The following is a 12,468-nucleotide window of genomic DNA, read 5'->3' as shown; positions in this document are numbered from 1 at the left end:
AAGAAGGTCTGCGCTTCGCCATCCGCGAAGGCGGCCGTACCGTCGGCGCCGGCGTCGTGGCCAAGATCATCGAGTAATTATTCGGTGTTCCGGGACGCTCACCGTCGTGGTGGCGTCTCGAAGCCTGTTGATCAGGTCTTAGGGGTATAGCTCAATTGGCAGAGCGTCGGTCTCCAAAACCGAAGGTTGTAGGTTCGATTCCTACTGCCCCTGCCACCTCCTAGTGGGTGGCGATGGGTCCGGAACCTCACAGCACGGATCCAGCCGACTCCGATTCGGCGAAAACGAACAGATTCAAGCCCGCCGCGCTCCGGCGGGCTTCGGCGTCTTCCGAACAGGCGTCTATACAGGCCGCAAGGCCAGGAATTTGCCGAGATGGCCACAACTCAAATCGAAACGGTCCAGACGGGCGCCGACAAGGCCAAGCTGGCGGCAGCCGTGGTGCTGCTGCTGGGTTCGCTGGTGGCGTTCTACATGCTGGCCCGGCAGGGGGCATGGGTTCAATGGGGCGTGCTGCTGGTGGGCATGGCTGCGGCCGTGGCCGTCTTCGCCGTCTCCGAGAGCGGAAAGCGTCTTTACGGCTTTGGTCGTGACGCCTGGCGCGAAGTGCGCAAGGTTGTGTGGCCGACGCGCAAGGAAGCCATCCAGATGACCGCCTACGTCTTCGCCTTTGCGGTGATCATGGCGCTGTTCCTGTGGGTGACGGACAAGACCCTGGAGTGGTTCTTCTACGACCTGCTGCTGGGCTGGAAAAAGTAATGAACGACACCGTCGACAACGACACCACCGCCCCGGCGCAGCCGGCCAATCCGGACCTGCGTTGGTATGTCGTCCATGCCTATTCGGGGATGGAGAAGGCCGTCGAGCGCAATATCACCGAGCGCATCAACCGCGCGGGCATGCAAGGCAAGTTCGGCCGCATCTTGGTGCCCAGCGAAGAGGTGGTGGACGTCAAGAACGGCCAGAAGCGCACCATGGAGCGCCGGCTTTTCCCTGGCTATGTGCTGGTCGAGATGGTGATGGATGACGACACCTGGCACCTGGTCAAGCACACAAGCAAGGTGACGGGCTTCGTGGGCGGTGCCAAGAACCGGCCTGCGCCGATCTCGCAGCGTGAGGTGGACGAGATTGTCAACCAGATGCAGCAGGGCACCGAGAAGCCTCGCCACAAGGTGGAGTTCATGGTGGGCGAGCTGGTGCGTGTCAAGGAAGGCCCGTTCACTGACTTCAACGGCACTGTCGAGGAAGTCAACTACGAAAAGAACAAGCTGCGCGTGTCCGTGATGATCTTCGGCCGCGCAACGCCGGTGGAACTCGGCTTCGCCGAGGTCGAGAAGACCTGAGACAGAGACAAGAACGCGGCTGGCAGCGCCAGTCGCGGCTTCGGGTGGTCCGCGCCTTTCGACTCGGCGGTCCGCCTTTTTCCTGAGTCGCAACCCCGGGGAGCCGCGGAAACATCCGTGGCGCTATCACCCGCAAGGAGTCAAGCATGGCGAAGAAAATCGTCGGCTTCATCAAGCTGCAAGTGCCGGCAGGCAAGGCCAACCCCTCGCCGCCGATCGGTCCCGCGCTGGGTCAGCGTGGCCTGAACATCATGGAGTTCTGCAAGGCGTTCAACGCCCAGACCCAGGGCGTCGAGCCCGGTCTGCCGCTGCCGGTGGTGATCACCGCCTTCGCGGACAAGAGCTTCACCTTCATCATCAAGACGCCTCCGGCGACCACGCTGATCAAGAAGGCGATCAAGCTGGACAAGGGCTCGGCCAAGCCGCATACCGACAAGGTCGGCAAGATCACCCGCGCTCAGCTCGAGGAGATCGCCAAGGCCAAGATGAAGGATCTGACCGCCGCCGATCTGGACGCCGCAGTGCGCACCATCGCCGGCTCGGCCCGCTCGATGGGCGTGAACGTGGAGGGCGTGTGAGATGGCCAAGCTGACCAAGAAGGCAAAGGCCCTGCAGGGCAAGGTCGAGACCACCAAGCTGTACCCGCTGGCCGACGCGCTGGCGCTGGTGAAGGAACATGCCACCGCCAAGTTCGATGAGTCCATCGACGTGGCCGTGCAGCTGGGCATCGACGCCAAGAAGTCGGACCAGGTGGTGCGTGGTGCCGTCGTGATGCCCAACGGCACCGGCAAGACCAAGCGCGTGGCCGTGTTCGCCCAGGGCGCCAAGGCCGAGGAAGCCAAGGCCGCTGGTGCCGACATCGTCGGCATGGACGACCTAGCTGCGCAAGTCAAGGCGGGCGACATGCCCTTCGACGTGGTGATCGCTGCCCCTGACGCGATGCGCGTGGTCGGTACGCTGGGTCAGATCCTGGGCCCGCGCGGCCTGATGCCGAACCCCAAGGTCGGCACCGTGACCCCCGACGTCGCCACGGCCGTGAAGAACGCCAAGGCCGGCCAGGTGCAGTTCCGTGTCGACAAGGCCGGCATCATCCACGGCACCATCGGCCGCCGCTCCTTCGACAGCGACAAGCTCCAGGGCAACCTGGTGGCGCTGATCGACGCGCTGAACAAGGCCAAGCCGGCCACCAGCAAGGGCGTGTACCTGCGCAAGGTCGCCGTGTCGTCCACCATGGGTGTGGGCGTGCGCGTGGACACGCAGTCCATCGCCCAGGCCTGAGCCTGAACGTGATTTGCCGGGCTGTCCTCGGACGGCCCGGCGGATGTGGTGGGCCGGGGCCTTCTTCCTATGGAAAGGGGCTCCGGGTCATCCAAGACCGCTGGCGGCGGCCGGGGTGCGAACCCCGGCGCCTTAATCGACCGAAAGTCGGCCAGCGCAGATGGCGATCCCACTGCAAGGAATTCCGGTTCCGAAACAGTTGGTCGCTGCATGAAGGCGTCGTCCGGGCAACCGGGCGACATTGAAAAGGAGTAGACCTTGAGTCTGAATCGCAGTGAGAAAGAAGCGGTCATTGCTGAAGTGACCGGCCTCGCCGCTAAAGCTCAAACGCTCGTCCTGGCGGAATATCGTGGCATCACGGTGGCCGACATGACCCGTCTGCGCAACGCAGCCCGCGACAAGGGTGTGAGTCTGAGTGTTCTGAAGAACACGCTGGCTCGCCGTGCCGTGGCTGGCAGCGCATTCGAAGTCGTCGGCGACCAGATGACCGGTCCGCTGATCTATGGCTTCTCCGAAGACGCCGTCGCTGCCGCCAAGGTGGTGGCCGACTTCGCGAAGACCAACGACAAGTTGGTGATTCGCGGTGGCGCTTTCGGTGGCAAGGCCCTGGATGCGGAAGGCGTGAAGCAACTGGCCAACATTCCTACCAAGGAAGTGCTGCTGGCCCAGCTGTGCGGCTTGCTGATGTCGCCGATTTCCCGCACCGCCGTGGTGCTGGGTGCCCTGGCGGCCAAGCGTGGCGAAGGCGCTGCAGAAGAACCTGCAGCCGAGGCCGCCGCGGCCTGATCCATTGATCGCGCGGCAATCAACCCAATCTGTTTTAGGAAATCAACATGGCATTCGATAAAGACGCATTCCTGACCGCTCTGGACAGCATGACGGTCCTCGAGCTCAACGACCTGGTCAAGGCCATCGAAGAGAAGTTCGGCGTGAGCGCCGCTGCAATGGCCGCTCCGGCCGCCGGTGGCGCCGCTGCCGCTCCGGCCGCCGAAGAGAAGACCGAGTTCAACGTCGTGCTGACCGAAGCCGGCGCGAACAAGGTGTCGGTCATCAAGGCCGTGCGCGAAATCACCGGCCTGGGCCTGAAGGAAGCCAAGGACCTGGTGGAAGCCGCTCCCAAGGCCGTGAAGGAAGGCCTGGCCAAGGCCGACGCCGAAGCCGCCAAGAAGAAGCTGGAAGAAGCCGGCGCCAAGGTGGAACTGAAGTAATTCAGGCCCCTCTGGAGGCTGGAAGTGCCCTCGCGGGCCTTCCAGCCTTTGCCGCTTTCAGAGCGCACCCGAAAGCCGCATCGATGCGGTGGCTTTCGAGTGTCTTCTGACCCCGACTGCAGAAGGACTCTTGGTTCGGGCGATGTGCAATGCATCGCCGTCCGCCATCGGCTGGTAGTGGCCAGCCGCCAAGCAGGAACGCCCGCGCGTTGCTGACCCTAGTCGCTGATGATCTCAAGCCCCGGAGCTCTCATGGCCCAAGCATCGACCTACAGTTATACCGAACGCAAGCGAATCCGCAAAAGCTTCGGCAACCGCGACAGCGTCGTCCAGATTCCCTACCTTCTGCAGATGCAGAAGGACGCCTACACCGCCTTCCTGCAAGCCGCCTCGGCGCCCCAGAAACGCAGCGACGAAGGCCTGCAAGCCGCATTCAACGCCGCCTTCCCGATCGTCTCCCACAACGGTTTCGTGGAGATGAAGTTCCTGGAGTACAACCTGGCCAAGCCCGCCTTCGACGTGCGCGAGTGCCAGACCCGGGGCCTGACCTTCGCCTCGGCCGTGCGCGCCAAGGTGCAGCTGATCATCTACGACCGCGAGTCCTCGACCTCGCAGTCCAAGGTGGTCAAGGAAGTGAAGGAACAAGAGGTCTACATGGGCGAAGTGCCCCTGATGACCGACAAGGGCTCCTTCATCATCAACGGCACCGAACGCGTGATCGTGTCGCAGCTGCACCGCTCCCCCGGTGTGTTCTTCGAGCATGACAAGGGCAAGACACACAGCTCGGGCAAGCTGCTGTTCTCGGCCCGCGTGATCCCCTACCGCGGCTCCTGGCTGGATTTCGAGTTCGACCCGAAGGACATCCTGTACTTCCGCGTCGACCGCCGCCGCAAGATGCCGGTCACGATCCTGCTGAAGGCCATCGGCCTGAACCCGGAATCGATCCTGGCGAACTTCTTCGTCAACGACAACTTCCGCCTGATGGACAGCGGCGGCCAGATGGAGTTCGTCTCCGAGCGGTTGCGCGGCGAAGTCGCACGCTTCGACATCACCGACAAGGCCGGCAAGGTGATCGTGGCCAAGGACAAGCGCGTCACGGCCCGCCACACCCGTGAGCTGGAGCAGTCGGGCACCACGCACATCAGCGTGCCGGAAGACTTCCTGGTCGGCCGCGTGCTGGCCCGCAACATCATCGACCCCGACACGGGCGAGGTGCTGGCCAAGGCCAACGACGAGCTGACCGAGACCGTGCTCAAGAAGCTGCGCACCGCCGGTGTGCAGGAGATCCAGTGCATCTACACGAATGAGCTGGACCAGGGCGCCTACATCAGCCAGACCCTGCGCATCGACGAGACGGCCGACGAGTTCGCCGCCCGCGTGGCCATCTACCGCATGATGCGCCCCGGCGAGCCGCCGACCGAAGACGCCGTGCAGGCCCTGTTCCAGCGCCTGTTCTACAACCCGGACACCTACGACCTGTCGCGTGTGGGCCGGATGAAGTTCAACGCCAAGATCGGCCGCGAAGAGTCCACGGGCCCGATGGTCCTGACCAACGAGGACATCCTCGCCGTGGTCAAGATCCTGGTCGACCTGCGCAACGGCCGCGGCGAAGTCGACGACATCGACCACCTGGGCAACCGCCGCGTGCGCTGCGTCGGCGAGCTGGCCGAGAACCAGTACCGCACCGGCCTCGCTCGCATCGAGAAGGCCGTCAAGGAACGTCTGGGCCAGGCCGAGCAAGAGCCGCTCATGCCGCACGACCTGATCAACAGCAAGCCGATCTCGGCCGCCCTGAAGGAATTCTTCGGCGCCTCGCAGCTGTCGCAGTTCATGGACCAGACCAACCCGCTGTCCGAGATCACGCACAAGCGTCGCGTCTCGGCCCTGGGCCCGGGCGGTCTGACGCGCGAACGCGCCGGCTTCGAAGTGCGCGACGTGCACGTCACGCACTACGGCCGCGTGTGCCCGATCGAGACGCCGGAAGGCCCGAACATCGGTCTGATCAACTCGCTGGCCCTGTACGCCCGCCTGAACGAGTACGGCTTCATCGAGACGCCGTATCGCCGCGTGGTGGATGGCAAGGTCACGATGGACATCGACTACCTGTCGGCCATCGAGGAAGGCAAGTACGTCATCGCCCAGGCCAACGCCGCGCTGGACGAGGAAGGCCGCCTGACCGGCGACCTGGTGTCGGCCCGCGAGAAGGGCGAATCGATCCTGGTCGGCGCCGACCGCATCCAGTACATGGACGTGTCGCCCGCGCAGATCGTGTCGGTGGCTGCATCGCTCGTGCCCTTCCTGGAGCACGATGACGCGAACCGCGCACTGATGGGCGCCAACATGCAGCGTCAGGCCGTGCCCGTGCTGCGTCCCGAGAAGCCCTTCGTGGGCACCGGCATCGAGCGGGTCTCGGCCGTGGACTCGGGCACCGTGGTGACGGCCACGCGCGGTGGCATCGTCGATTACGTGGACGCGACCCGCATCGTGGTGCGCGTCAACGACGACGAAGCGCAGGCCGGCGAGGTGGGTGTGGACATCTACAACCTCATCAAGTACCAGCGTTCCAACCAGAACACCAACATCCACCAGCGTCCGATCGTCAAGCGCGGCGACAAGCTGGCCAAGGGCGACGTGGTGGCCGACGGTGCCTCCACCGACCTGGGTGAGCTGGCCCTGGGCCAGAACATGCTGATCGGCTTCATGCCGTGGAACGGCTACAACTTCGAAGACTCGATCCTGATCTCCGAACGCGTGGTGGCCGACGACCGCTACACCTCGATCCACATCGAGGAACTGGTGGTCATGGCCCGCGACACCAAGCTGGGCGCCGAGGAAATCACCCGCGACATCCCGAACCTGGCCGAGCAGCAGCTCAACCGCCTGGACGAGTCCGGCATCATCTACGTGGGTGCCGAAGTCACCCCCGGCGACGTGCTGGTGGGCAAGGTCACGCCCAAGGGCGAGACCACGCTGACGCCGGAAGAGAAGCTCCTGCGTGCCATCTTCGGCGAGAAGGCCTCCGACGTGAAGGACACCTCGCTGCGCGTGGACCAGGGCTCCTCGGGCACCGTCATCGACGTGCAGGTCTTCACCCGTGAAGGCATCCAGCGCGACAAGCGTGCCCAGCAGATCATCGACGACGAGCTCAAGCGCTTCCGCCTGGACCTGAACGACCAGCTGCGCATCGTCGAGGCCGACGCCTTCGACCGTATCGAGAAGCTGCTGACCGGCCGCGTCGCCAATGGCGGCCCGAACAAGCTGGCCAAGGGCACCAAGCTGGACAAGGCCTACCTGTCCTCGGTCGAGAAGTTCCACTGGTTCGACATCCGTCCCGCCGAGGACGAGGTCGCCATGCAGCTGGAGTCGATCAAGAACTCGCTGGAGCAGACCCGCCACAGCTTCGACCTGGCCTTCGAAGAGAAGCGCAAGAAGCTCACGCAGGGCGACGAGCTGCCCGCGGGCGTGCTCAAGATGGTCAAGGTGTACCTGGCCGTCAAGCGCCGCCTGCAGCCCGGTGACAAGATGGCCGGCCGCCACGGCAACAAGGGCGTGGTGTCCAAGATCGTTCCGGTCGAGGACATGCCCCACATGGCCGACGGCACGCCGTGCGACATCTGCCTGAACCCGCTGGGCGTGCCCTCGCGGATGAACGTGGGCCAGGTGCTGGAAGTGCACCTGGGCTGGGCCGGCAAGGGCATCGGCCAGCGTATCGGCGACCTGCTGCAGACGCAGGCCAAGGTGGCGGAGCTGCGCCAGTTCCTGGAGCAGTTCTACAACAGCACCGGCCGCAAGGAGAACCTGGACGCCCTGAGCGACACCGACATCGTGGAGATGGCGCACAACCTGCAAAACGGTGTGTCCTTCGCCACCCCGGTGTTCGACGGCGCGACCGAAGAGGACATCCGCGCGATGCTGAAGCTGGCCTTCCCGGACGACATCGCCAAGCTCAAGGGCCTGACCGACAGCCGTACCCAGGCCTACCTCTACGACGGCCGCACCGGCGATCGCTTCGACCGTCCCGTGACCGTCGGCTACATGCACTTCCTGAAGCTGCACCACTTGGTCGACGACAAGATGCACGCCCGCTCCACGGGCCCGTACTCGCTCGTCACGCAGCAGCCGCTGGGCGGCAAGGCCCAGTTCGGCGGCCAGCGCTTCGGTGAGATGGAAGTGTGGGCGCTGGAAGCCTATGGCGCCTCCTACGTGCTGCAGGAAATGCTCACCGTGAAGTCCGACGACGTCCAGGGCCGTACCAAGGTCTACGAGAACATCGTCAAGGGCGAACACGCCATCGAGGCCGGCATGCCGGAATCGTTCAACGTGCTGGTCAAGGAAATCCGCTCGCTGGGTCTCGACATCGAGCTCGAGCGCTCGTAATTGAAAGGGAAAGAGTCACATGAAATCGCTACTCGACCTGTTCAAGCAGTTCACGCCGGATGAGCATTTCGATGCCATCAAGATCGGCATGGCTTCGCCCGAGAAGATCCGTTCGTGGTCCTTCGGCGAGGTGAAGAAGCCCGAGACCATCAATTACCGCACCTTCAAGCCCGAGCGCGACGGCCTGTTCTGCGCCAAGATCTTCGGGCCCATCAAGGACTACGAGTGCCTGTGCGGCAAGTACAAGCGCCTGAAGCACCGCGGCGTCATCTGCGAGAAGTGCGGCGTCGAAGTCACGCAGACCAAGGTGCGCCGCGAGCGCATGGGCCACATCGACCTGGCCGCGCCCTGCGCCCACATCTGGTTCCTGAAGTCGCTGCCGTCGCGTCTGGGCCTGGTGCTCGACATGACGCTGCGCGACATCGAGCGCGTGCTGTACTTCGAAGCCTATGTGATCGTCGACCCCGGCATGACCCCGCTGAAGAAGTTCGGCATCATGACCGAGGACGACTACGAGGCCAAGCGCACCGAATACGGTGACGAGTTCATCGCCAAGATGGGCGCCGAAGGCATCAAGGACCTGCTGCAATCGATCGAGCTCGACACCGAGATCGAACGCCTGCGCGGCGACCTGACCGGCTCCGAAGTCAAGGTCAAGAAGAACTCCAAGCGCCTGAAGGTGCTCGAGGCCTTCCGCAAGTCGGGCATCAAGCCCGAGTGGATGGTGCTGGACGTGCTGCCCGTGCTGCCGCCGGACCTGCGTCCGCTGGTGCCGCTGGACGGTGGCCGCTTCGCGACCTCCGACCTGAACGACCTGTACCGCCGCGTCATCAACCGCAACTCGCGTCTGCGCCGCCTGCTGGAGCTGAAGGCTCCGGAAATCATCGCGCGCAACGAGAAGCGGATGCTGCAGGAAGCCGTGGATTCGCTGCTGGACAACGGCCGCCGTGGCAAGGCCATGACGGGCGCCAACAAGCGCGCGCTCAAGTCGCTGGCCGACATGATCAAGGGCAAGAGCGGCCGCTTCCGCCAGAACCTGCTGGGCAAGCGCGTCGACTACTCGGGCCGTTCGGTCATCGTGGTGGGCCCGACGCTCAAGCTGCACCAGTGCGGCCTGCCCAAGCTGATGGCGCTCGAACTGTTCAAGCCCTTCATCTTCTCGCGTCTCGAAGCCATGGGCATCGCGACGACGATCAAGGCGGCCAAGAAGGAAGTCGAAGCCGGCACGCCGGTGGTGTGGGACATCCTGGAAGAGGTGATCAAGGAGCACCCCGTCCTGCTGAACCGCGCCCCCACGCTGCACCGCCTGGGCATCCAGGCCTTCGAGCCGATCCTGATCGAAGGCAAGGCCATCCAGCTGCACCCGCTGGTCTGCGCCGCCTTCAACGCCGACTTCGACGGCGACCAGATGGCCGTCCACGTGCCGCTGTCGGTCGAGGCGCAGGTGGAAGCCCGCACGCTGATGCTCGCCTCCAACAACGTGCTGTTCCCGGCCTCGGGCGAGCCCTCCATCGTGCCTTCGCAGGACGTGGTGCTGGGCCTGTACTACACCACCCGCGATCGCATCAACGGCAAGGGCGAGGGCCTGATCTTCTCCGACATCGGTGAAGTGCAGCGCGCGCTGGACGCCGGCCAGGTCGAGCTCACCGCCAAGGTGGCGGTACGCATCACCGAGTGGAACAAGGACAAGGACACCGGCGAGTTCGAACCCTCGACCTCCCTGGTGGACACGACCGTCGGCCGCGCGCTGCTGTCGGAGATCCTGCCCAAGGGCCTGCCCTTCAGCAACATCAACAAGGCGCTGAAGAAGAAGGAGATCTCCAAGCTGATCAACGCCTCCTTCCGCCGCTGCGGCCTGAAGGAGACGGTGGTCTTCGCCGACAAGCTGCTGCAGAACGGCTTCCGCCTCGCGACCAAGGCCGGCATCTCGATCGCCATCGACGACATGCTGGTGCCGCCGGAGAAGGAAAAGATCATCGACGACGCCTCGCGCGAGGTGAAGGAGATCGAGCAGCAGTACGTCTCGGGTCTGGTCACGGCCGGCGAGCGCTACAACAAGGTCGTGGACATCTGGGGCCGCGCGGGTGACGCCGTGTCCAAGGTGATGATGGCCCAGCTGTCCAAGCAGAAGGTCACCGACCGCCATGGCAAGGAAGTGGACCAGGAGTCCTTCAACTCCATCTACATGATGGCCGACTCGGGCGCGCGGGGTTCCGCCGCCCAGATCCGCCAGGTGGCCGGCATGCGGGGCCTGATGGCCAAGCCGGACGGCTCGATCATCGAGACGCCCATCACGGCCAACTTCCGCGAAGGCCTGAACGTGCTGGAGTACTTCATCTCCACGCACGGTGCCCGTAAGGGTCTGGCCGACACGGCCCTGAAGACGGCCAACTCGGGTTACCTGACCCGCCGTCTGGTGGACGTGACGCAGGATCTGGTCGTGACCGATCCGGATTGCGGCACCAGCGACGGCACCGCGATGCGCGCCATCGTGGAAGGCGGCGAAGTGATCGAGTCGCTGCGCGACCGAATCCTCGGCCGCACCACGGCCGACGACGTGCTGCATCCCGAAAACCGCAGCGTGCTGGTCAAGGCCGGCGAGATGCTGGACGAGGACGTCATCGAGGTGCTCGAAGCCGCCGGCGTGGACGAGGTGAAGGTGCGCACCGCGCTGACCTGCGCCACCCGCTACGGTCTGTGCGCCAAGTGCTACGGCCGCGACCTGGGCCGCGGTGGCCTGGTGAACATCGGCGAAGCGGTGGGCGTGATCGCCGCCCAGTCGATCGGCGAACCCGGCACGCAGCTGACGATGCGGACCTTCCACATCGGTGGTGCCGCCTCGCGCGCCGCCATCGCCTCGAGCGTGGAAGCCAAGTCGAACGGCATCATCGGCTTCAACGCCACGATGCGCTACGTGACCAACTCCAAGGGCGAGCTGGTGGTGATTGCCCGTTCGGGCGAGATCATCATCCAGGACGAGCACGGCCGCGAGCGCGAGCGTCACAAGGTGCCGTATGGCGCGACGCTGACGATCAAGGCCGACCAGCAGATCAAGGCTGGCACGATCCTGGCCAACTGGGATCCGCTGACCCGACCCATCATCACGGAATTCGCCGGCCAGACGAAGTTCGAGAACGTGGAAGAGGGCGTCACTGTGGCCAAGCAGGTCGACGAAGTGACCGGCCTGTCCACGCTGGTGGTGATCGATCCGAAGCGCCGCGGCGCCGCCAAGGTGGTGCGTCCGCTGGTCAAGCTGCTCGACGCGCAGGGCCAGGAAGTCAAGATCCCGGGCACCGACCACTCGGTGGCCATCGGCTTCCAGGTGGGCGCGCTGATCCAGGTGCGCGACGGTCAGGACGTGGGCCCCGGCGAAGTGCTGGCCCGCATCCCGGTCGAAGGCCAGAAGACCCGTGACATCACGGGCGGTCTGCCCCGCGTGGCCGAGCTGTTCGAAGCCCGCTCGCCCAAGGACAAGGGCCTGCTGGCCGAGATGACCGGCACCATTTCCTTCGGCAAGGAGACCAAGGGCAAGATCCGCCTGCAGATCACCGACCCCGAAGGCAAGGTCTGGGAAGAACTCGTGCCCAAGGAGAAGAACATCCTGGTGCACGAAGGCCAGGTGGTGAACAAGGGCGAAGTCGTGGTCGACGGCCCGGCCGATCCGCAGGACATCCTGCGCCTGCTGGGTTCCGAAGAACTGGCCCGCTACATCGTGGACGAGGTCCAGGACGTGTACCGCCTGCAGGGTGTGAAGATCAACGACAAGCACATCGAGGTGATCGTTCGCCAGATGCTGCGCCGCGTCGTGGTCGAGAACGCCGGCGAGTCCGGCTACATCCAGGGCGAGCAGGTCGAGCGTTCGGAGATCCTCAACACCAACGAGCGTCTCCAGCGCGAAGGCAAGATCCCGGCGGTCTACAGCAACCTGCTGCTGGGCATCACCAAGGCCTCGCTGTCCACCGACTCGTTCATCTCCGCGGCCTCCTTCCAGGAGACGACGCGCGTGCTGACCGAAGCGGCCATCATGGGCAAGCGCGACGAGCTGCGTGGCCTGAAGGAAAACGTCATCGTCGGCCGCCTGATTCCCGCAGGCACCGGCCTGGCGTACCACCAGGCCCGCAAGGCCAAGGAAGCCATGGACGAGGCCGAGCGCCGCGCCATCGCCGATGCGGAAGCCGCCGAACTGGCCGCCTCCACCTCGGACGAATCGGCCGACGCCACGGCCGACGCGGGCGAAGCCCCGGCTGGCGAATAAGCCGTGA

9 protein-coding genes and 1 tRNA gene are annotated in these 12,468 nt (G+C 64.7%); all 10 read left to right on the top strand.

The window, feature by feature from the left end; genetic code table 11:
* Window positions 1–77 (top strand): EF-Tu C-terminal domain-related protein (locus ACT54X_RS27220; protein ID WP_201785588.1); only part of this gene is annotated, 77 nt, incomplete at its 5' end.
* Between the two features lie 63 nt (window positions 78–140).
* Window positions 141–216, top strand: a tRNA-Trp gene (locus ACT54X_RS27215).
* Window positions 217–375: 159 nt separating this feature from the next.
* The gene (gene secE, locus ACT54X_RS27210; RefSeq protein WP_017762040.1) at window positions 376–759 is read left to right on the top strand and encodes a preprotein translocase subunit SecE; all 384 of its coding nucleotides are present in this window, start codon (window positions 376–378) and stop codon (window positions 757–759) included.
* Window positions 759–1,343 carry a transcription termination/antitermination protein NusG gene (nusG, locus tag ACT54X_RS27205; RefSeq protein ID WP_234197934.1) on the top strand — a complete coding sequence of 195 codons (585 nt, stop codon included), beginning with the start codon at window positions 759–761 and terminating at the stop codon, window positions 1,341–1,343. Before secE ends, nusG begins: the two co-directional genes overlap by 1 nt.
* Window positions 1,344–1,489: 146 nt before the next feature.
* The gene (gene rplK, locus ACT54X_RS27200; RefSeq protein ID WP_017762042.1) at window positions 1,490–1,921 is read left to right on the top strand and encodes a 50S ribosomal protein L11; all 432 of its coding nucleotides are present in this window, start codon (window positions 1,490–1,492) and stop codon (window positions 1,919–1,921) included.
* Between the two features lies 1 nt (window position 1,922).
* Window positions 1,923–2,621, top strand: a complete 699-nt coding sequence (gene rplA / locus ACT54X_RS27195) for a 50S ribosomal protein L1 (protein ID WP_017762043.1) — start codon at window positions 1,923–1,925, stop codon at window positions 2,619–2,621.
* A 258-nt stretch (window positions 2,622–2,879) separates the two neighbouring features.
* A complete protein-coding gene (rplJ, locus tag ACT54X_RS27190; RefSeq protein WP_476349654.1) occupies window positions 2,880–3,407 on the top strand; it encodes a 50S ribosomal protein L10 in 528 nt (175 codons plus the stop codon).
* 47 nt (window positions 3,408–3,454) lie between these two features.
* Window positions 3,455–3,829, top strand: a complete 375-nt coding sequence (rplL, locus tag ACT54X_RS27185; protein ID WP_017762045.1) for a 50S ribosomal protein L7/L12 — start codon at window positions 3,455–3,457, stop codon at window positions 3,827–3,829.
* 252 nt (window positions 3,830–4,081) lie between these two features.
* Entirely contained in the window at window positions 4,082–8,206 is a 4,125-nt protein-coding gene (rpoB, locus tag ACT54X_RS27180; protein WP_234197933.1) for a DNA-directed RNA polymerase subunit beta, read from the top strand.
* A gap of 19 nt (window positions 8,207–8,225) precedes the next feature.
* Window positions 8,226–12,461, top strand: coding sequence for a DNA-directed RNA polymerase subunit beta' (gene rpoC / locus ACT54X_RS27175; RefSeq protein WP_294375795.1), 4,236 nt, complete (start codon window positions 8,226–8,228; stop codon window positions 12,459–12,461).
* The last annotated feature ends 7 nt before the right edge of the window (window positions 12,462–12,468 follow it).

The organism is Pseudacidovorax sp. DMC4 (assembly GCF_056314265.1).
The sequence above is the reverse complement of the archived record's forward strand: the minus strand, read 5'-3'. Positions and strand labels throughout refer to the sequence as shown.

Coding starts and splice junctions, on each gene's coding strand:
- secE (WP_017762040.1), top strand. CDS start 376: ATGGCCACAACTCAAATCGAAACGGTCCAGACGGGCGCCGACAAGGCC.
- rplA (WP_017762043.1), top strand. CDS start 1,923: ATGGCCAAGCTGACCAAGAAGGCAAAGGCCCTGCAGGGCAAGGTCGAG.
- rpoC (WP_294375795.1), top strand. CDS start 8,226: ATGAAATCGCTACTCGACCTGTTCAAGCAGTTCACGCCGGATGAGCAT.
- rplK (WP_017762042.1), top strand. CDS start 1,490: ATGGCGAAGAAAATCGTCGGCTTCATCAAGCTGCAAGTGCCGGCAGGC.
- rplL (WP_017762045.1), top strand. CDS start 3,455: ATGGCATTCGATAAAGACGCATTCCTGACCGCTCTGGACAGCATGACG.
- rpoB (WP_234197933.1), top strand. CDS start 4,082: ATGGCCCAAGCATCGACCTACAGTTATACCGAACGCAAGCGAATCCGC.
- nusG (WP_234197934.1), top strand. CDS start 759: ATGAACGACACCGTCGACAACGACACCACCGCCCCGGCGCAGCCGGCC.